Annotated in this window: 16 protein-coding genes and 1 tRNA gene; 10 read left to right on the top strand and 7 right to left on the bottom strand. The window is 60.8% G+C overall.

Annotated elements, in window-relative coordinates; all coding sequences use genetic code 11:
* Nucleotides 1-2 precede the first annotated feature (2 nt).
* Nucleotides 3-614 (top strand): glutathione S-transferase family protein, encoded by a 612-nt coding sequence (locus tag HYPDE_RS08105; RefSeq protein WP_015597936.1) that lies wholly within the window; start codon nt 3-5, stop codon nt 612-614.
* A gap of 114 nt (nt 615-728) precedes the next feature.
* Nucleotides 729-1,226 carry an Lrp/AsnC family transcriptional regulator gene (locus HYPDE_RS08100; RefSeq protein WP_015597935.1) on the top strand — a complete coding sequence of 166 codons (498 nt, stop codon included), beginning with the start codon at nt 729-731 and terminating at the stop codon, nt 1,224-1,226.
* Between the two features lie 12 nt (nt 1,227-1,238).
* Here HYPDE_RS08100 and HYPDE_RS08095 read toward each other — a convergent pair whose 3' ends face one another.
* Together HYPDE_RS08095 and HYPDE_RS08090 are read right to left on the bottom strand one after the other, a co-directional pair.
* Nucleotides 1,239-2,120 carry an NAD(P)-dependent oxidoreductase gene (locus tag HYPDE_RS08095; RefSeq protein ID WP_015597934.1) on the bottom strand — a complete coding sequence of 294 codons (882 nt, stop codon included), beginning with the start codon at nt 2,118-2,120 and terminating at the stop codon, nt 1,239-1,241.
* 131 nt (nt 2,121-2,251) lie between these two features.
* Nucleotides 2,252-2,896, bottom strand: coding sequence for a hypothetical protein (locus HYPDE_RS08090; protein ID WP_015597933.1), 645 nt, complete (start codon nt 2,894-2,896; stop codon nt 2,252-2,254).
* A gap of 219 nt (nt 2,897-3,115) precedes the next feature.
* Here HYPDE_RS08090 and HYPDE_RS08085 point away from each other — a divergent pair, with 219 nt between their 5' ends.
* Complete coding sequence (locus HYPDE_RS08085; RefSeq protein ID WP_015597932.1) at nt 3,116-4,351, top strand: threonine ammonia-lyase; 1,236 nt, start codon at nt 3,116-3,118, stop codon at nt 4,349-4,351.
* Between the two features lie 407 nt (nt 4,352-4,758).
* Here the strand turns inward: HYPDE_RS08085 and HYPDE_RS08080 are convergent, their stop codons facing one another.
* A complete protein-coding gene (locus HYPDE_RS08080) occupies nt 4,759-6,522 on the bottom strand; it encodes an ABC transporter ATP-binding protein (protein WP_015597930.1) in 1,764 nt (587 codons plus the stop codon).
* Between the two features lie 249 nt (nt 6,523-6,771).
* On the opposite strand from HYPDE_RS08080, the gene HYPDE_RS08075 reads away from it, so the two are divergent.
* Nucleotides 6,772-9,135, top strand: a complete 2,364-nt coding sequence (locus HYPDE_RS08075; protein ID WP_015597929.1) for a DUF4384 domain-containing protein — start codon at nt 6,772-6,774, stop codon at nt 9,133-9,135.
* A gap of 226 nt (nt 9,136-9,361) precedes the next feature.
* Complete coding sequence (locus HYPDE_RS08070) at nt 9,362-10,540, top strand: decarboxylase (protein WP_041320195.1); 1,179 nt, start codon at nt 9,362-9,364, stop codon at nt 10,538-10,540.
* Between the two features lie 133 nt (nt 10,541-10,673).
* Here HYPDE_RS08070 and msrA read toward each other — a convergent pair whose 3' ends face one another.
* From msrA to HYPDE_RS08055, 3 genes are all read right to left on the bottom strand, one after another.
* Nucleotides 10,674-11,417 carry a peptide-methionine (S)-S-oxide reductase MsrA gene (gene msrA / locus HYPDE_RS08065; RefSeq protein ID WP_015597927.1) on the bottom strand — a complete coding sequence of 248 codons (744 nt, stop codon included), beginning with the start codon at nt 11,415-11,417 and terminating at the stop codon, nt 10,674-10,676.
* A gap of 107 nt (nt 11,418-11,524) precedes the next feature.
* On the bottom strand, nt 11,525-12,073 hold the full coding sequence (locus tag HYPDE_RS08060) for a BPSL1445 family SYLF domain-containing lipoprotein (RefSeq protein WP_015597926.1): 549 nt from the start codon (nt 12,071-12,073) through the stop codon (nt 11,525-11,527).
* A gap of 115 nt (nt 12,074-12,188) precedes the next feature.
* Nucleotides 12,189-12,263: transfer RNA gene (locus tag HYPDE_RS08055), tRNA-Val, on the bottom strand.
* Between the two features lie 300 nt (nt 12,264-12,563).
* Here HYPDE_RS08055 and HYPDE_RS08050 point away from each other — a divergent pair.
* The gene (locus tag HYPDE_RS08050; RefSeq protein WP_041321015.1) at nt 12,564-14,876 is read left to right on the top strand and encodes an efflux RND transporter permease subunit; all 2,313 of its coding nucleotides are present in this window, start codon (nt 12,564-12,566) and stop codon (nt 14,874-14,876) included.
* Between the two features lie 74 nt (nt 14,877-14,950).
* Nucleotides 14,951-15,328: a DsrE/DsrF/DrsH-like family protein gene (locus HYPDE_RS08045; protein ID WP_015597923.1), complete on the top strand. Its 378-nt coding sequence runs from the start codon at nt 14,951-14,953 to the stop codon at nt 15,326-15,328.
* On the opposite strand, the gene HYPDE_RS08040 is transcribed toward HYPDE_RS08045, so the two are convergent.
* Complete coding sequence (locus HYPDE_RS08040) at nt 15,318-16,001, bottom strand: HAD family hydrolase (protein WP_015597922.1); 684 nt, start codon at nt 15,999-16,001, stop codon at nt 15,318-15,320. The two genes, HYPDE_RS08045 and HYPDE_RS08040, sit on opposite strands and share 11 nt — an antisense overlap.
* A 175-nt stretch (nt 16,002-16,176) precedes the next feature.
* Between HYPDE_RS08040 and rpiA the strand changes: the two genes are divergently transcribed.
* Genes rpiA through gor form a run of 3 tightly spaced genes read left to right on the top strand, consistent with a single transcriptional unit; the run spans nt 16,177 to nt 18,817 of the window.
* Nucleotides 16,177-16,899, top strand: a complete 723-nt coding sequence (gene rpiA, locus HYPDE_RS08035; protein WP_015597921.1) for a ribose-5-phosphate isomerase RpiA — start codon at nt 16,177-16,179, stop codon at nt 16,897-16,899.
* A complete protein-coding gene (locus HYPDE_RS08030; RefSeq protein WP_015597920.1) occupies nt 16,899-17,420 on the top strand; it encodes a DUF2059 domain-containing protein in 522 nt (173 codons plus the stop codon). Before rpiA ends, HYPDE_RS08030 begins: the two co-directional genes overlap by 1 nt.
* Nucleotides 17,421-17,437: 17 nt before the next feature.
* Nucleotides 17,438-18,817, top strand: coding sequence for a glutathione-disulfide reductase (gene gor / locus HYPDE_RS08025; protein WP_015597919.1), 1,380 nt, complete (start codon nt 17,438-17,440; stop codon nt 18,815-18,817).
* Nucleotides 18,818-18,869 lie beyond the last annotated feature (52 nt).

Raw genomic sequence — 18,869 nt, 5'->3', positions numbered from 1 at the left:
TCATGCGTATTATCGAAACGAAACGCGCGCCGAACCCTCGACGGGTCGCTATCTTCCTCGCCGAAAAGGGCATCGATGTTCCGCGAGAGGAACGCGATCTGATGAGCGGCGATCTTCGGCAGGACGACTTCTCGGCTCTCAACCCCTGGCAGCGTGTTCCGGTGCTTGTTTTGGACGATGGCACCGCAATTTCGGAATCCGTCGCCATCTGCCGCTACTTCGAGGAGATCCACCCGGAGCCGCCATTGTTCGGAACGGGTGCCATCGGCAAGGCCGAGGTCGAAATGTGGAACAGGCGCGTCGAACTCGGCCTTTTCAATGCCGTCGCGAGCGTCTTTCGGCATCTGCATCCGAAGATGGCGCACCTCGAAGTGCCGCAGGTGACGCCTTGGGGCGAGGCGAACAAAGAGAAGGTCGAGAGCGAGCTAACTAGGCTCGATCGCCGACTTGCGGAAAGCGACTTCGTCGCGGGCGCGAGCTTTTCAATCGCCGACATAACGGCGCTCGTCGCAATTGATTTCATGAAGCCGGCCAAGCTGGCCGCGCCCGAGGGCCATGCGCACATCATGCGCTGGTACCAGGAGGTTTCCGCGCGGCCGAGCGCTTCAGCATAGATTCTATAACATAGAAAATAATGCTAATATTTTTATTGACATGCCTTTGGTAGAAAATATTAATCTCAGGATCGCGAATTATGTAAAAATCATGTTTCGGAGACCTATTTCATGTTGGATGAGATGGACGTGAAAATCCTGCGTATCTTGCAGCAGGACTGCACGCGCCCCGTTGCCGACATCGGCAAGGAGGTCGGGTTGTCGACTACGCCCTGCTGGCGTCGCGTGCAGAAACTCGAAGAGGCCGGCGTCATCCAGCGGCGCGTCGCCATTCTCGACGCCCAGCAGGTCAACGCGGGCGTGACCGTCTTTGTCTCCATCAAGACGGACAAGCACTCGCTGTCATGGCTCGAGAAGTTTCATAGTGCCGTCGCCGAATTTCCCGAGGTCGTGGAATTCTATCGCATGTCGGGCGATATCGACTATCTCCTGCGCGTCGCCGTTCCCGACATCGCCGCTTACGATGCCTTCTACAAGAAGCTGATTTCGCGCATCGACATTGCGAAGGTCTCGTCGGCGTTCGCCATGGAACAGATCAAGTACACAACCGCCCTGCCGTTACAGTTCGTACTTCCCGAGGGCGCCGAAAAGCAGGAGCGGGTTGAAGCTTAAGCCGCGGTCCGACTAAGTCTTGGGCTTAAGCCCAAGACGAGCGATGAGGCTCGACGTGTCCCAGCGGCCGCCGCCGAGGGCTTGAACGTCGCCATAAAAGCCATCGATGAGGCGTGTCGCCGGTAGCTCGGCACCGTTGGACACGGCTTCATCAAGACAAATTCCGAGATCCTTGCGCATCCAGTCGACCGCGAACCCAAAGTCGAATTCCCGCGCATGCATCGTTTTCCAGCGATTTTCCATTTGCCACGACTGGGCAGCTCCTTTGGAGATCGTTGCGATCAGCGCTTCGATATCGAGACCCGCGCATTCGGCGAAATGGATCGCCTCGGCCAGTCCCTGGACGACGCCCGCGGCGGCGATCTGGTTCGCCATCTTCGCGAGCTGACCAGAGCCCGAGGGTCCCATGCGCCGGACACTGCGCGCGAACGCTGCGATTAAAGGTTCGGCGCGGGCATAAGCGGCTTCGTCGCCGCCGGCCATGACAGTCAGAGCGCCAGCCTCCGCGCCGGACTGACCGCCGGAAACGGGGCAATCGAGAAAATACAGTCCACGCGCTTGCGCCGCCTCCGCAAGCTCGCGCGCGAGGTGCGCCGATGCCGTCGTGTGGTCGACGAAGATTGCGCCCTGCTGCATGGATTGGAACGCGCCGTCGGGTCCTGTCGTGACGCCGCGTACGTCGTCGTCGTTGCCGACGCAGGCGAAAACGACATCGCAGTCACGCGCGGCCTCGGCGGGCGTTGATGCCGTTTCACCGCCGAACTGCCGACGCCATCTCTCGGCCTTCTCAGGCGAGCGATTATAGACCACGACATCGTGGCCGCCGCGGGTCTTCAGATGGCCCGCCATCGGATAACCCATGACGCCTAATCCGAGCCACGCCACCTTCGCCATGTTGCTGCTTCCCCTGCGCCATCAATCCGGGCCTGTGTGAAATCGGCTTATACAGCGGTTCGTAGGTTAGGAGGGCAGCGGCGAAACGACGTGCTTCAAGCAGGGGCGTGCGAGGGCCGGAGGCGACATCACTAATATCGATCGTCGCTATAGGGGCGGTCGAAACGCGCCTCGCCGCGGGCCGGCACGCCGCTGACGGTGCAGACGGCATCGTCGCCGCGATCCCGCACGCAATCGATTTGCTTGCGCTCGGCCGTGCGCCAACGTGAGAACTCCGGTCCGAAACGCTCCGCGGCCTTACTGCGCCAGGCTTCGATGGCAGCGCGGCGCGCATCCTGCTCGCGCACGCTGTAGGGAACACTCCGGTCGGGAGCGCTTGCGGTCGCCTTGATCCGGCGTCCTTCGGCGAACCCGCTTGGCGGAGCTTGTTCGGCTGCGGGCGGAGGCGCCGGCCGGTCGGCTCGCTCATTGACATTACCTTCATCGGGCTCGGAGGCTTGATTAGGTCCGGGAGCCCGCCGCGCATCATCGCGATAGGTGCGATCGGGTTCGCGTCCGTCGGCATCGCCAGGGCGTGTATCACCCGGCCCGGCGGCGGCCGATCCCGGATTGTTGGCGGGGGAGTTCGCGGCGTCGCTGCCGGCGGGGTTCTGCTGACCATACGGCTTGTAGGTATACTTGCTGTCGGCGGAACTATCGGCTGCCGTCGCAGCCGCCGGTGCAATGCCCATCAGAAGCACCACCGCGAGTGCAGGTATCAATGGCAGGCGATACATTCGGAAAGCTCCACCGATAGCGGACGCGGTGCGAGATGAACCGGCTGGCACGATCTGCATAACGCACCTGAGTTAAGTCTGAATGGCATCGTTAGGGAACGTTTAGATTAGCGCTGGCGCAGCATAGATGCCGCGGAGAATCGGAACCGGGCTATGCTATGAGGCTGATCGATCCCAATCACAAGCGCCCGCAAAAGCGGCGAAATTAAAGACACTCTTATGTCCAAGCTCTTGTCCGTCACCTATGGCGACGTCGTCCGTGCTGCCGCCGCCATCAGGGGCGCCGTCATCGAAACGCGGTTCGAGCAGAGTCGGACGCTCAGCAAGCTCCTCGATGCCGAAATCTGGCTGAAGTTCGAGAACTTGCAGTTCACCGCGTCCTATAAGGAGCGCGGCGCGCTCAACAAGCTTCTCTCCCTTACGGACGCGGAGCGTGCCTCGGGTGTCATCGCCATGTCGGCGGGGAACCACGCTCAGGGCGTCGCCTACCACGCGCACCGTCTCGGCATTCCGGCGACCATCGTCATGCCCGCCTGGACGCCGACGATCAAAGTCGAGAATACGCGCAGCCACGGTGCTGCAGTCCTTCTCGAAGGCCATACTCTCGAAGATGCCTCCCATTTTGCCGTCCGCTACGGGGCCGAGCACGGATTGACCTTCGTGCATCCCTTCAATGATCCAGCCGTCATCGCGGGGCAGGGCACGGTGGCACTGGAGATGCTCAACGCCACGCCCGATCTCGATACCTTGATCGTTCCGATCGGCGGCGGCGGATTGATTTCGGGAATGGCGGTTGCTGCAAAAGCGATCAATCCGAAGATCAAGGTCATCGGCGTCGAGGCGCAGCTCTATCCGTCGATGCTCAACGCCGTGAAGAAGTCTTCTCTGCCCGTGGGCGGCGACACGCTCGCAGAAGGCATTGCGGTGACGACGCCCGGCGACCGGACGAAATCCATCATCGAGGCGCTCGTCGACGACATTTTGCTTGTGTCGGAAGCCGACATCGAGCGCGCGGTCGCGCTGCTCATCAATATCGAAAAAACGGTCGTCGAAGGTGCGGGCGCCGCCGGGCTTGCGGCGCTGCTCGCTGCCAAGCGGCTTTATAAGGATCGCAAGATCGGCCTGGTGCTCTGCGGTGGCAACATTGATACGCGCCTGCTTGCCAGCGTTCTGACCCGCGAGATGGCTCGCGAAGGGCGCCTTTCACGACTCTCAATCGATCTACCGGACAGGCCCGGCCAGCTCGCGCGCGTGTCGGGCCTCATCGGCGGCGCAGGCGCGAATATCCTCGAAGTCTATCATCAGCGGATATTCACCGACGTTCCTGCCAAGGGCACCGAGCTCAATCTCGTCATCGAGACGCGCGACAGGGCCCACCTGGAGCAGGTCGTTTCGGGTCTCAAAGCGGGCGGATACGCCGTGCTCGTCAAGGGTTCCGGATCGGGCGCCTTGTGACACCGACGCCCCAAAGAAAAAAGCCTTACGCTGATCGAGCGTAAGGCCAGTTGGATCGGTCGAGGGGATCGGGCCGTGAAAATTCTGCGAACAAACCTACCTGGATGCTGAAGTCTCGAAGCGCGCGGGCGACTGATCGGGTGTTGCCAGCGCAAGCGTGCCGAGCAAAATCCCGCTCGAGATGAGGAAGCATAGCGCCATGCTCAGGCGCGCTAGTTTGTCGGCGCGCGAATTCCGGACATGGGCGGCTTCGAGATCCATTATCAGTCTGTTTTAGTTCTAACCAAGTAAGGTTCTTGTAACCGAGTTTTATAGCGCCGTCGAAGGGGATGTCTCTCTATCGCTAATGCACGAATTGTAAATTTAACGGAATCTTCATTTCTCTTAATGCGGTGCGCTGAACGCGCTCACGCTGCAATGCTGTGCAATCTGCTGAATTCCAGGTCGACAAGCGATTTATAGGCGCCGCCCTTCTGAAGCAGCGTATCCGGCCGCCCATCCTGGACGACTTCACCGTTCTGTACGACCATGATGCGGTCGAAACTCCTAAGCGTCGATAGGCGGTGGGCAATCGCGAGCACCGTCCGGCCCCGCATCAACGTCGACAGCGCTTCGCGGATCAGCTCCTCCGATTGCGTGTCGAGAGCCGATGTCGCTTCGTCGAGGAGGAGGATCGGCGCGTCCTTCAGGAATGCGCGGGCGATGGCAATGCGCTGTCTCTGCCCACCGGAAAGCTTCGCGCCGCGGTTACCGACAACCGTGTCCAAACCGCTGGGGAGTTGCTTGATGAAGGAAAAGCACCGCGCCATCTCGGCGGCTTCCAAGACTTCCTCGTCGCTGGCGCTGGGTCGCCCGTAACGGATGTTGTCGCGTAGCGTGCGGTGGAACAGGCTGACATCCTGCGGGACGACTGCGATCGCATTGCAGAGCACGGCATCGGTCATTGCAGCGCTCTCTTGCCCGTCAATCAGAATGGCGCCGGACTGCTTGTCGTAGAACCGCTGCAACAGGGCGAATATCGTCGTCTTGCCGGCTCCGGACGGGCCGACGATTCCGACGCGCTGCCCGGCATCGATCCTGAAATTGAGAGACGAGAAGACCTGCCTGCCGTCCGGATAGGCGAAGCTGACGTCGCGGAATTCGATGACCCCACGCGATGCGTGTGGACCCGTTGCGACTGCGGGAGCGATGAGTTCATGTGGCACAAGCAGCGTTTTGAGCGCCTCGGAAAAACGCGCGAGATGTTGCGTGACGTCGACAAGCGCCACGGCAAGGTCGCGTGTTGCGCTGAGGATCGATAGAGCGAGCGTGCAGACAAGGACCACGTCGCCGGCAGTCGCTTGGCCCGCTTGCCAAAGCGAGATGGCCCAGGCGAGCACACCGCCCATCAGGATGGCGGTCGTCACCGCATGGAAAATGCGCAGCTTCTCGAGGAAATAGAGGCTGCGCGTCCGCGCGCGCATCTCACGGCCGATGACGGCTGCCAGACGCCGATGCTCGCTTCGAAGCCGCCCGAACGCTTTGACGACTGAAATATTGGAAACGACGTCGATCATGTCGCCGTCGACTCCGGCGGCCTCGTGCGCATAGGCATGATGCAGCGGCGTACCGACGGCGGCCCAAAAGAAGATAATGAGCACGACGACCGCAACGACCGCGGTAATACTCAGCGCCATCGTTAGGCTGACCGTCGCCAGATAAACGATCGCTACGAAGGTCGCGATGAGCGGTGGCATCGCATTGAAGGTGACCATGGTCTCCGTTGTGTAGAGTGCATTTGCCGTCGCTGAAATGCGGCTCGTCAAGGCTCCGGGAGGCTGATTGTTGAAGAAGCTCGGGGCATGTCCGGTCAGATGGCGAAATAGCTTGCGCCGCACGCTGCCCGAGACTCCGACGTAGGTCGAATGGCATAACCAGGCGGCGAGGCGCCAGAACATGTTATCTGCGGCCAGGAGGCCGATGAGGAGCGCGAAAGCCGTCCATACGTCCGCATGCCGAGAGGGATCGGACAACGCGTCGACGAGCCGTTTGATGCCATATTGGGTCGAGACCGAGCACGTCACGGCGCCAATCACGGCCAACGCAATCGCGACGTGGCTCCCAAAATAGCGACCGACGATCCGGCGGATAAAGCGATAGGGGTGATTTGCGAATTCCGAAAGGTCACCCATGCAGCCGTTTCCATCCACGCGTAGCCCAAACCTAGGTGGCTAACTTCTGGTTCCAGCCTAGGTTCAAGTGTGGATGCGACGCGTTTCGTCGCGGCGCCTCCCAGGCATCCCCCTCCCAGGCATCCCAAGGCTATTTGATCCACCCGATTTTGGGTCATTGGCGGCAAGGGCGGCGCGCCACTATGGTGCCGCGCGATGGCCGTAGGGACGGCGGGGACTGCGGATGGGAGACGAGGGTCTGGGGGTACATTGCAGCGCGCGATTGTAAAATTTCTGAAGCACGCGCTTATTGGGGCGCTCGGGCTGGCGGCGCTTGCGTATGCTGGTACTGGCGCGGCTTTCGCCGCCGATCCCGCACTTCCTCCCAACCCGAGCGTCGCCGGTCAACGGCCAACCGGCAAGCAGGCCACGGGCGTACCGCTGCGTCCGGATGAGCCGCGCGCCGCCAAGGCCTATGATATGCTCGAAACGTACTGTGCCCGCTGCCATCAATCGGGACGCCTCGAACGGCCGCTGGCCTCCGGCGGGTTGGCAAACATTCTCGCAATCGATGAACTCGCGCGCGATCCAGTGCTGGTGAAGCCCGGCCTGCCCGATGCATCACGCCTTTATGATGTGCTGGAAACCCGGCACGCTCCGCTCGACGTCTTTACCGGCGGTCCGGTGACCGCCGAGCCGCAGCCCGAGGATATCGAGAGCATTCGCGGCTGGATCAAGGATTTGCCGTCCTCGGCGCAAAGATGTTCCCCGCGGGAACCGGTCCGGCCCGAAGACATGGACAAGATGATGCGCGACGCGCAGCGCCTGGAGCGCGACCAGGGCGGAGACGTGCGCTTCATTTCACTTGCAAACCTCTACAACTCCTGTGCGACGCCGGCCGAAATGTCGGCCTACACCGAGGCGCTGAACAAGCTGATGAATTCGCTGTCCTCAGCGGCTGAGCCCGTAAAGCTGACGCCGCTCAACGCCGAGGGCACGGTTTTTTCTTTCCGTATGGCGGACTTCGGCTGGGACGCCGGCCGATGGGCGCAGATCGAGCGCGCCTATCCGCCGACACTCGTGCACCATGTGACCGCCGATGTTCTGAGAATTGCCAAGACAAAAGTTGTGATCGTCAACGGCGACTGGCTGGCGGCAGCTGCCGGGGAGGCGCCACTCTATTACGAACTGCTCGGTATTCCTGAGAAGCTTGCAGACCTCGCCAGGCTGAATGGCGTCGATATAGAGCAGAGCATCAAGACGGCGGCGGCGCGCCGCATCGCCGTCAAGACGAGCGCCGTGACCCGCGGCAATCGTCTGATCGAACGCCATCCCGGCGCGCGCGGCGGACTTTGGCTTGTCTACGATTTTGCAACAAGCGCGGGTGATCAGGATATCTTCGAGCATCCGCAAGGTCCGAAATCGGCGCTGTTCGGTCAGACGCCCTTCAAGCCAGACGAAATCCGCGCGCTTTACGTGCTGCCCAACGGCTTTTTTGCATTCGCGGTCTATGACGCCGCAGGGAACCGTATCGACCGCGTTCTTCCCGGCATCGAAAAACCGTATGCAGGCGTCGAAGCCGATGCGGTCGAACCGACGACGAAAGCGGGCGTCAGATGCTTCGCCTGCCATAGCGATGGCTTGGTCGAAGCCAAGGACGATTTCAAAACTGCGGCGGACGCCACGGCGCCGCCAAGCCCAAGCCGCGCAAGGGCCCTTCGCCTTTTCGGCACCGACAGCGAAAACACGCTCTTATTGATCGGCAGCCGTGACCGGTATCACCTTGCGGTGAAAAGTGTCGGCATCGGCCCCGAGGCGCGCATCCGTGGAGAGGAACTCGTGACGGGGCTTGCCGGACGTTATCGCGAGGGCGCCGATTTTGAGACGGCGCTCGCTCAAACGGACATGAAACGCGACGCTTTCCTGAACGAATTGACGGACGCCAGGGGCGCCGCTGCCCCGCTCGCGCGGCGTCTCTTGCATGGCGTCTTGTCGCGTTCCGAGTTGGAGCGGCTGTTCTCACTTCTGAAGGGCATCGACGAGCCGTCGGCTGCTGTCGCGAAGGCCGGCGGGTTCTTGCACGACACTAAATCCGATATCGGGCTCAGCATGTGGCTGGACAAGCCGCGCCCCGTTCCGGGTGATCTTGTGACCGTCAAGGTCGAGGCTGATAACGATTGTTATCTGACGGTCATCAGCGTCGATGCGGCCGGTGTCGCGACCGTCCTTTTTCCAAACGATTTCGAGCCGGACAACCTGCTATCTGCGGCAAAGCCTGTCAGCATTCCACCAGCGGAAGCACCGTTTCAGCTACGCTATAAATCGGAGGGCAGCGAGACGCTTCTGGCACGATGCTCGACCAGCGCGACGCCGCCAATCGGGATCGAGCACGATTTCGAGCACCAGCGTTTCACCGCGCTCGGCAATTGGGAGAACTTCATCGAGGACACGCTCGTGACGGAATGGGAATTGCGAGTGAGTCCTGAAAAGGCGGAACGAGCGCGTTTCGCACGCTCCGGTGCGTTGAAGCGGCGGCGAGACCGAGGTGAGCGCATCGAGCCGCTTCGTCCCGATGTTCCGACCGACAAGCCGTTAAGAGACGGTCGCGCCGTTCTGGTTCTCGGGCCGGGCTAGCCGCTCGCCGGCAGCAGAACTGCGACATGGGTATGACAATAGGGTCGCCAACCGTGATCGCATAAAGAAAGCCAATTCGACGGCAACAGAACGTGTCCGGCGCAAAGACCTTTACATGTGTGGCGACGGCACCTAAATGCAGGCCTTTATCGCCGCAAGGAAAGTGGGCACCGCTCGGCCGCCGCAGACCAACACGGATGGTCCTTCTTCAGGAGGTTCTTTCGCGATGGAGAAATTCGCAACCGCGCTTGAGATGGTGACGGAAATGAAGCCGGAAGGTCCGGTCTTCGCTGCACGCCCACACGCGGCTGGTCGCGCAGCGCGCTGGTTCATCAAGAATTTTCCCGGCGAAGTCGCTTATGCTTACAAGGCGAACAGCTCTGTGTTTCTGCTCGGTGCGCTCTATGGCGCCGGGATTACGCAGTTCGACGTCGCTTCCGTAGCCGAGCTTGAAGATGCCGCGACCATTCCCGGCGTGCGCTTGCACTTCATGCACCCGGTCAAATCGCGTTACGCCATTCGCCGCGCCTACTTCGATTATGACATCAAGTGCTTTGCCCTCGACACCGAAGAGGAACTGCAGAAGATCGTCGAGGAGACGGAAGGCGCCAAGGATCTCGAACTGTTCGTTCGCATCTCCGTGCCGGCGAAGAACAGCCGTGTGCCGCTCGAACATAAGTTCGGCGTTACCGGCCAGAAAGCGCAGCGTCTGCTCGTCAAGACGCGGCAGGTCGCCGATGAACTTGGCATCACGTTCCACGTCGGCTCACAGACGACGACGCCTGACGCCTACGGCATGGCATTTGAGGAAGCCAAGAAGCTCATCGTCAAAGCTGGCGTCGTTGTCGATGCGATCGACATCGGAGGCGGATTCCCGTCGCGTTACACCGATAGTGTGCCGGCGCGGCTTTCCGACTTCATTGACGTCATCAAGGCATCGATGGCCAAGATGCCGGTGACCGAGCATTGCCGCCTGATCTGTGAGCCGGGGCGGGCCCTCGTCGCAGAGGCCGAAAGCCTGATCGTCAAGGTCGATCTCAGGAAATCCGGCAACCAGCTTTTCATCAACGACGGTGGCTATGGTGCGCTGTTCGATAGCGCGCACATGGGCTTCGTTTTTCCGGTGCGCCTGATCCGCGAGGGGCTTGATCCGAACGAGCCGCTTGAGCCGTTCGAGTTCTGGGGTCCGACCTGCGATTCGATCGATCGCATGAAGGGACCGTTCATGCTGCCGCGCTCGGTTCGCGAAGGCGATTACATCGAGATTGGCAATATCGGCGCTTACGGCCGGGCTTTGGCGACGCGCTTCAACGGCTACGGCCAATACGCCGACGTCATCCTGCAGGACGAGCCGATGTATTCGATCTATGCGGAAGAACTTGCGCCCGTCGCACGCAACGCCTGAACGCTTGCGACATCCCTTACTCCATGGCCGGGCTTGACCCGGCCATCCAGAGCTACTTGTTCCAACGATAGCGCTTGCTCCTGGATGGCCGCCTCGGAGGGCGGCCATGACGTGAAGGGAGAGACGGCATCCCTCAGTTCGTCGGCTTCGCAACGGCGACGAGCACTGGATCAACACGGTAGGCTTCGGGATAAAGCCGCTTCAAGGTCTCGATCTTCGGCATGTCGTTGATGACGATGTAAGGATAAGTCGGATTCAGCGTCAGGAAATTCTGATGATAGCTCTCGGCGGGATAGAAGCTGCGGCCGGGCTCGACGGTGGTTGCGATCGGCTTTGAGAATACATGCGCGGCATCAAGCTGCGCGATGTAAGCTTTGGCGACCTTGGCCTGTTCATCCGACGCCGGAAAAATTGTCGAGCGGTATTGCGTGCCGCGGTCCGGCCCTTGCCGGTTGAGTTCGGTCGGGTCGTGCGCAACTGAAAAGTAGATCTGCAACAGGCGCCCGTAGCTCACCTTCCTCGGATCGAAGGTGACGCGAACCGATTCTGCATGTCCAGTCCGTCCCGTGCCGACGATCTGATAGTGCGCATCCTCTTGTCTGCCGCCCGCATACCCGGAGATGGCCTCCTTCACGCCAGCGACGTGCTGAAAGACGCCTTGAACCCCCCAAAAGCAGCCGCCCGCGAATACGGCGGTTTCCACGTCGCTCTTGAGCGGTTCATCGAGCGCCGGAGGAGGGATCGGTCGGCCTTCCTCGGCCGAGGAATAGGAAGCGGCAAAGACGCCGACCGCCGCAAGGGTTGACGCCGCGGCAATGAACAGTCGGCGCTGCCAAGGCGCGCGCGGGCCTGTCTGCTTTGACGACGGTGACGCCATGAAAGCGCTCCATTATGGAATCGAGGTGCCCAAATCGAGTTCGGACACCTTCACCTTCCATACGTCATCGCCGACGGGCCCGTTACATCGCGGCTGCGCGAGATAGGTCAGCGCGATATACGCGATATTTTCGAGCCTTCGAGCGTCAGGTTATACATCAGCCCTTGGGGATCGAGGATGAAGCCGACGACGGGACTCGTGATCTTGTTGGAGTCGACGGATCCACCGACGCCAACGGTAATGATTGCCACCGAACCGTCGACGCCGACTTTCCATCCGGACGTCCGGCGGAATTGGTCAAGCGCCTGCGGGGTCATGAACATGATGACGACCGAGCGCGATTGTACGCCAAGCTGAAAACCGAACGATGCCGAGACGTTGTTGTAATAGCCGGCTGTCCGGCCATGAATGCGGAGGGCACCTTCGCCGTATTCGCCGCCGAATCCGAATCCGGCTTTGACGACGGACGGAAAGACGAGAATGCCGACTGCCTTGTGCGCCAGCTCCCGAGCCCCCCGAACCTGATAGAAAAACGTGTCGAGCGTCGCATCGACGCCAGCATCGATTTCCGGTGCCGATGCGGCCTTGCCTTGAGGTGCCGTGATGACGACGGCCGCGAGCGCGAGCAGCGCGACGGTTATACCTTTCAGTGACATTTCGTTCTCCCTCGTCCCCAACTTCACTGGTGGCGCGGCTTCATGGCCAAATTCGGAGCTGCCGGATACAAATCGCGTCAGCGAACGCAGTTTTTTGTGAGCGACTGTTGGAGAATGGTGGGCGGTACAGGGATTGAACCTGTGACCCCACGCGTGTGAAGCGTGTGCTCTACCGCTGAGCTAACCGCCCTGGTTGAAGACGGCCCTTATGCGAGGCGCTGTGGGAACCTGTCAAGCGCGGCGCGGTGAAACGGGGCCGTCGTTCGGGGTGCACGCCAGATGGCCAAGGAGACGGGCGCTTGGAGCGCTGCACCTCCGACCAGAGTCGCTGAGTTCCCTGCCGAGCAAAAGCTGTTGTTTGACCGTTGCCCGAGCGCCACGCACCCTTGCGCTCGCCCCTTGCAAAATGCGATGTCTGCCGAAAACATGTGCGACAATGGAAGGCGCAGACCCGCGACTTCTTGGATCGGGGGTCGCTCGGGAGGACGGGTTGCAGCTCCAGAAGCCGCCACAACCATTTCCAATGTCGCTGGGTTTGAACAAACTGGGCCTGATTGGGCTCCGTGCGCCGTGGTTCGCTGCCCTGATTGTTCTGATCATTACCTGCATTGCTGCATTTGGTTTGATGCGGTTGAAGGTCGACGACAGCTTGTCCGAGCTGTTCCGGACCAATACGCCCGAGTTCAAGACTTACGAAGAAATCGATCGGCGGTTTCCGTCGAGCGAGTACGACGTCCTGGTCGTCGTCGAGGGCAAGAAGCTTTTGACGCGCGAAGGGCTCGCCGCCTTCGCCAACGCTGCTGCTGACTTGCAACTGGCGGACGGCGTCGACGGCATCGTCTCGATGCTCTCGGCCCGCGGCAAGCCGGATGCGACGGGCTACGCACCGCCTGTCGTGCCCGACGAACTCCCGAAGGATGCCGCTGCCTTCGACGCAATCATCTCCGCGCTCAAAAACAACGATATCGTCAAGGGTAAATTCCTTTCCAACGACGGCCAGCTCGCCTTGATCGTGCTCGCGCTCGACCGTGGTGTCGTCGCGGAGAAATCGGCGAAGACGGTTATCGGCGACATCGAGAACGTCGCCAAGGAAGACCTCAATCCGGCGGGCCTGTCGGTCAAGCTCGCCGGCGCGCCGGTCATGCAGCTCGAAATCCGCAATTCGGTCGAGCGCGACCAGATCGTCTACAATGGTCTTGGTCTTCTGTTCGGCGCGACCATTGCAGCGATCTTCTTCCGGCGCGTCTCGCTGATGCTCGTTGCGGCCCTGCCGCCCGTGATCGCGGTTGTGTGGTCGCTCGGCCTGCTGGGCTGGCTCGGATTCAAGCTCAATCTGTTCCTGAACGTCATGACGCCGCTCATCATGGTGATGGGCTTCGCCGACAGCATGCAGATGGTCTCAGCCATTCGCATCCGGTTGCGCGAGGGAGACAGCAAGCTCGACGCCGTGAAATTTGCGATCAACATCGTGGGGCCCGCGTGCGTGCTCGCGCACGGTGCTGCGCTCCTGTCGTTCATGGCGCTGCTGTTTTCCGAGTCGGGCCTTATCCGGACGTTCGGTGAGGCGGGCGCCATGGCGGTCGGCATTTCGTTCATCGCCGTGATCGTCGTGCTGCCGCTGCTGGCGCTCATGCTAATCCGCAACGAGAAAACGCTGGCACGCGAGCACACGCCAGCCGACCGTATGATGGACGCTCTTGGCAACTTCGTCGGCGTGGTCGTCGATCGCGTCGTCGAGCATGCCGTTCTCTATACGCTGCTCGGATTCACGCTTTTCGGTTTCTTCGCATTTCTGCATCTGAAGCTCGAACCGCGATACCGGCTTGCCGACCAGGTCCCGGACCGGGAGCAGGCGCTGGCCGCGACGGGCCGCATCGATTCGAAGCTAACCGGCGCCAATCCGTTTCATGTGATGATCCAATGGAAAAACGGCGCGAGCCTCTACGATCCGGCGACGCTGAAGGTCATCGAGGAAACGCATATCGCGCTGGAGAAGGCGGCGGGTTTGGGCAACGTCTGGTCGCTGGAAAGCCTCCGGCGCTGGTTGCGCGAGAACGGCGACGATAACGTCGAGACCATCAAGAAATACGTCAATCTTCTGCCTGAGCATCTGGTGCGCCGCTTCATCGCGAAAGAGCAGGACGCCGTTCTTGTGACGGGACGGCTTCCCGACGTCGATGCGAGCCAGATTTTGCCTCTTGTGGAGAAGGTCGATCATGCGCTCGATCCGATCCGCAAGGAATATCCGCAATACGAAATTTCAGTGACGGGCCTTCCAGCTCTCGCGGCCCGGAACAGCTACCGGATGATCTCGCAGCTTGATGAAAGCATCCCGCTCTGCGTGCTGGTTGCCGGCGCGCTTTTGGCGTTGGCGTTCCGCTCGTTCTTCGTCGGGTTCATCAGCCTGCTGCCCGGACTGTTTCCGGTTGTCGCATCGGGCGCCTTGCTCTGGTATCTGAACGGTGGACTGGAATTTGCGTCTGTCGTGGCGCTGCTCGTCGTCTTCGGTCTCGGCGTCGACGCGCTCATACACTTCCTGAACCGGCTGCGGCTCGAAGAGAGGCCGGGCGTGCCGCCCGAACTCGCCATCCGCAACGCGCGCGTCCTCGTCGGGCCGGCAATCATCCTGACGACAATTGTGCTGGCATTCGGCCTTGGCGTGACGGTTTTCTCGGATCTCCCGTCGCTCAGGCTCTTCGGTTTCGTCTGCGGTGTGACGCTGCTTGCGTCCCTTATCGCCGATTTGGTCTTTTTGCCGGCGAGCATTCTTGTCTATCGCCGCTATGTCAGCCGCCATTTCTGACGCTTCGGCTGTTGCGGTCTCCGTTCAATGAGGGCACTGTCCTTCGCGCAGACTCGTAGACCGAGGCGATCGCTGTGACCCAGAAGCTGATATTCATTCTGTCCAACACCGACCCTCGCAATAGCGAGGAGGTCGGAGCGCCGATCGTCCAGGCGACGGTCGCCGCGGCGATGTCCTACCATGTCGAGGTCATCTGCACCGGCACATCGACGAAGCTTCTGAAGGTCGGCGTCGCGGAGAATATTCACCTGAAGCACGGTGAAACACGCTCGGTCCACGATTTCATCAAGGAAGCACATGCGGCGGGTGTGAAATTCTTTTGCTGCTCACCGGACCTCGATCTCGTTGGCATGCACAAAGAGGACCTGATTCCCGAGTGCAGCGGTGTCGTCGGCGCGGCGCACTTCATCGAGGAAATCATGTCGGGCGAAAGCAAGGTGCTCACGTATTGACAGGCGTGCCGGCAAACTTGCGGATCGCGGCACCGAGGTCGAGATAATCGTCGATGATCGCATCCGGCCCATACGAGGCAACGGGATCGACGCTGTAACCGAAGCTGACGGCGATGATCGGTATCCGGGCTGCTTTCGCCGTTCGGATATCCGTTTCGCTGTCGCCGACCATGATGGATGTTGCCGGGCGTCCCCCCGCGCGCGCGATTGTGCCGGTCAGATGACGCGGATCAGGCTTATAGCTTCCGAGACTGTCGCGCCCCGTGAGTGCGGAGAAATAGCCGTCGAGCTTGAGCTCTTCGAGGACGCGCCGCGCCTGTATTTCGATCTTGTTCGTGCACACCGCGAGCGTCGCGCCGTTGCGCCGCAAGGCTTCGAGCGTGGCAACGACATTCGGGTAGGGAACGCTCCGGTCTGCGATATGCGCCGTGTAATATGCAATGAAGACTTCGAAGAGATCGTAAAGCTCGCGCTCGGACAACGTCCGTCCATGCGCCTTGACCGCGCCGTCGATCATCGCAAGAGCCCCATGGCCGACGAAGGGCCGGATCTCCAGTTCGTTCACCCGGTCGAGGCCGAGCGTCTGCAGCACGTAGTTCGTCGCCTCGGCAAGGTCCGGCGCCGTATCCACAAGTGTTCCGTCGAGATCGAAAACAACGGTCCAGTCCTTCATGAACTCTCCTTAGACGACCGATACCGATTGGGCGTCATGTTCGACATCACGGGGCATTGCGAAACCGGGTTGGCAGCACGCCGCTTGAAAGGGCCTCACCGGCAGCCTACAGAGGTCGCGCGAAATGAAGTCGGGTTAGCAAGTCATGAGAGCGGTATAACGCGTTGGGGCAGGCATGAGCAGCGACGATTGGAAGCGTCAGGCGGCGGAACAGGCCTTGAGCTTCGTTGAAGACGGCATGAAGCTTGGACTTGGCACGGGTTCTACCGCAGCCAAGTTCGTCGATCTGCTCGGAGCAAAAGTAAAGTCCGGGCTGAAGGTCGTTTGCGTTCCGACATCGGAAGCGACGCGTGCTCAGGCGGCGGCGCTCGGAATTCCGCTCGGCACCCTCGATCAGCATCCGGCGCTCGATCTGACGGTCGATGGCGCCGACGAGATCGACGAGGAGCTACGGCTCATCAAAGGCGGCGGGGGTGCCCTGCTGCGCGAGAAGATCGTCGCAGTCGCGTCCAATCGCGTCGTCATCATCGCCGATAGCTCGAAGCGCGTCGACGTTTTGGGCCGCTTTCCGCTCCCGCTCGAAGTCGTGCCGTTCGGCCTGGCCGCAACCCAGCGCCTGATCTTTCAGATGGCTGCCGATTCCGGTTGCGACGGCGAGATCAAATTGCGGGCAGGCGCGGACGGTACGCCGTATCTGACAGATAATGGCAACCATATTTTTGATTGCTCGTTTGGTACGATTGACGATCCCGAAGCACTGGACGACGCTCTGAAGCTCGTTCCGGGCGTCGTGGAAAGCGGATTATTCCTCGGCATTGCCGACGTCGGAATCATTGCCGGTCCGATGGGCGTCGAGGTGCTGTCGGCGGTCGATTCTGATTTTGACGAGGAGAGCTGATGATGCGTTCGATCATTGTTGCGATTTGCATTGCGATCGGTTTCGCTGCCCCCGCCTTTGCTGAAGATACCCAGCCGCCGGTCGACCCCGCGCGTGTTGCCGCGGCGCGTGATCTCCTGGAGGTCACAGGCGTCACCAAACAGATGGACGGCATGGTCGAAGCCATGTCGCGCGGCTTCGCCAAGGGCGCCGGGGCCGAAAATTCGGAAATGGGCAAGAAGCTTTCTACGCAGTTCGATTCCGGCATGAAGAAACTGCTCGAATATAAGGATCAGATGATCTCGGACTTCGCCGTCCTCTACGCGCAGACCTTCACGGCCGAGGAAATGAAAACCGTTGCCGATTTCTATCGCTCGGGCGCCGGTGCCAAGTTTATCGCGAAGACGCCGGAGCTGATGCAGAAAGGCGCGGCCATCGGTATGAAATATAGCGAGAAGATTGCCGACGAGATGAAAGCGGCCGCACCGCCTCCGGAGCAATCGGCCCCGCCCGAGCAATCGCCGCCGCAGCAGCCGCAGTAGAAGCCGTTTCTAGGTTCATGCAGGAATTCGAATACGATCTTTTTGTCATCGGCGCAGGTTCCGGCGGCGTCAGGGCGGCACGGATTGCGGCAAGCCACGGCGCCCGTGTTGCTATCGCTGAAGAATATCGCGTCGGTGGCACATGCGTTATTCGCGGTTGCGTGCCGAAGAAAATCCTCGTCTACGCGAGCCGCTTCGCCGACGAATTCGAGGATGCTGCCGGGTTCGGCTGGTCGCTCGAAACCCCGAAATTCGATTGGCCGTCGTTGATCGCAGCCAAGGACAAGGAGATTGCCCGCCTCGAGGCGGCCTATCGCGCGACGCTCGCAAAATTCAACGTCGAGATCTTTGCGGAACGTGCGGCGGTCGGCGGCGCGAATGAAATCGTCTTGGCTTCCGGGCGCAAAATCTCTGCAAAGTACATTCTGATCGCAACAGGCGGCCGCCCAAACATCGATCCGAATTTGCCTGGCATCGAGCACGTCATCACATCCAACGAAGCCTTCCATTTGAAGGAGCTGCCGCGCCGGATCGTCATTGCGGGCGGCGGCTATATAGCTGTTGAGTTTGCGTCGATCTTCAACGGGCTCGGCGCCGACGTGACACTGATCTATCGCGGCGAAAAGATCCTGCGCGGCTTCGACGAGGATTGGCGCGACGGCTTGGCGGCGGCGATGGCGAAGCGCGGCATTCGCATCATTACCGGTAAGGTTTTTACGAAAATCGAGAAGGCAAGCAACGGGCCTGTCGGGCATATCACTGGCGGCGAAGTCTTAGACGCCGATACGATCATGTTTGCCATCGGCCGGTCGCCCAATACTGTTGGATTGGGACTCGAAGGCGCGGGCGTGAAGCTCGATGGAGAAGGCGCCGTTGTCGTCGACGCCGGATCGCAAACGACGGTGCCGTCGATCTACGCTGTGGGCGACGTCACAAATCGCGTGAATCTGACGCCGGTCGCCATTCGCGAAGGGCATGCCTTCTCCGACACTGTATTCGGCAACAAGCCGTGGTCGGTCGACTACACGACGATTCCAACCGCCGTCTTTGCGACACCTGAGATCGGAACCGTCGGATTTTCGGAGCACGAGGCCCGTACGCAATATGAGTCCGTCGACATCTATAAAGGCAGCTTCCGGCCGATGAAGTCGATCATCGCGGGCAGGGACGAGCGGATGTTGATGAAACTCATCGTCGAAGCCGCAGGCGACCGGGTTGTCGGCGTACATCTCCTAGGTCCCGATGCGGCCGAGATCGCGCAAATGGCAGCAATCGCAGTCCGCATGGGCGCAACCAAAGCCGACTTCGATCGAACCATGGCGCTGCATCCATCCGCCGCGGAAGAACTCGTGACGTTACGCGAAAAATGGGTCGCCCCGGGCGAGGCTGCCGGTTGATCCGAGCCGGACAGAAATTTAAGGGTTCATCCCGAGGCACAGCAAAGAGGGC

This window comes from Hyphomicrobium denitrificans 1NES1, assembly GCF_000230975.2.
Lineage (GTDB): Bacteria > Pseudomonadota > Alphaproteobacteria > Rhizobiales > Hyphomicrobiaceae > Hyphomicrobium_B > Hyphomicrobium_B denitrificans_A.
This window is presented reverse-complemented; position numbering and strand designations above follow the sequence as displayed.

Excerpts from the sequence above, each read along its gene's own strand:
- HYPDE_RS08105 (WP_015597936.1), top strand. The coding sequence starts at position 3 with ATGCGTATTATCGAAACGAAACGCGCGCCGAACCCTCGACGGGTCGCT.
- HYPDE_RS08040 (WP_015597922.1), bottom strand. The coding sequence starts at position 16,001 with ATGAAGGACTGGACCGTTGTTTTCGATCTCGACGGAACACTTGTGGAT.
- msrA (WP_015597927.1), bottom strand. The coding sequence starts at position 11,417 with ATGGCGTCACCGTCGTCAAAGCAGACAGGCCCGCGCGCGCCTTGGCAG.
- HYPDE_RS08085 (WP_015597932.1), top strand. The coding sequence starts at position 3,116 with ATGTCCAAGCTCTTGTCCGTCACCTATGGCGACGTCGTCCGTGCTGCC.
- HYPDE_RS08030 (WP_015597920.1), top strand. The coding sequence starts at position 16,899 with ATGATGCGTTCGATCATTGTTGCGATTTGCATTGCGATCGGTTTCGCT.
- rpiA (WP_015597921.1), top strand. The coding sequence starts at position 16,177 with ATGAGCAGCGACGATTGGAAGCGTCAGGCGGCGGAACAGGCCTTGAGC.
- gor (WP_015597919.1), top strand. The coding sequence starts at position 17,438 with ATGCAGGAATTCGAATACGATCTTTTTGTCATCGGCGCAGGTTCCGGC.
- HYPDE_RS08060 (WP_015597926.1), bottom strand. The coding sequence starts at position 12,073 with ATGTCACTGAAAGGTATAACCGTCGCGCTGCTCGCGCTCGCGGCCGTC.
- HYPDE_RS08080 (WP_015597930.1), bottom strand. The coding sequence starts at position 6,522 with ATGGGTGACCTTTCGGAATTCGCAAATCACCCCTATCGCTTTATCCGC.
- HYPDE_RS08090 (WP_015597933.1), bottom strand. The coding sequence starts at position 2,896 with ATGTATCGCCTGCCATTGATACCTGCACTCGCGGTGGTGCTTCTGATG.
- HYPDE_RS08095 (WP_015597934.1), bottom strand. The coding sequence starts at position 2,120 with ATGGCGAAGGTGGCGTGGCTCGGATTAGGCGTCATGGGTTATCCGATG.
- HYPDE_RS08070 (WP_041320195.1), top strand. The coding sequence starts at position 9,362 with ATGGAGAAATTCGCAACCGCGCTTGAGATGGTGACGGAAATGAAGCCG.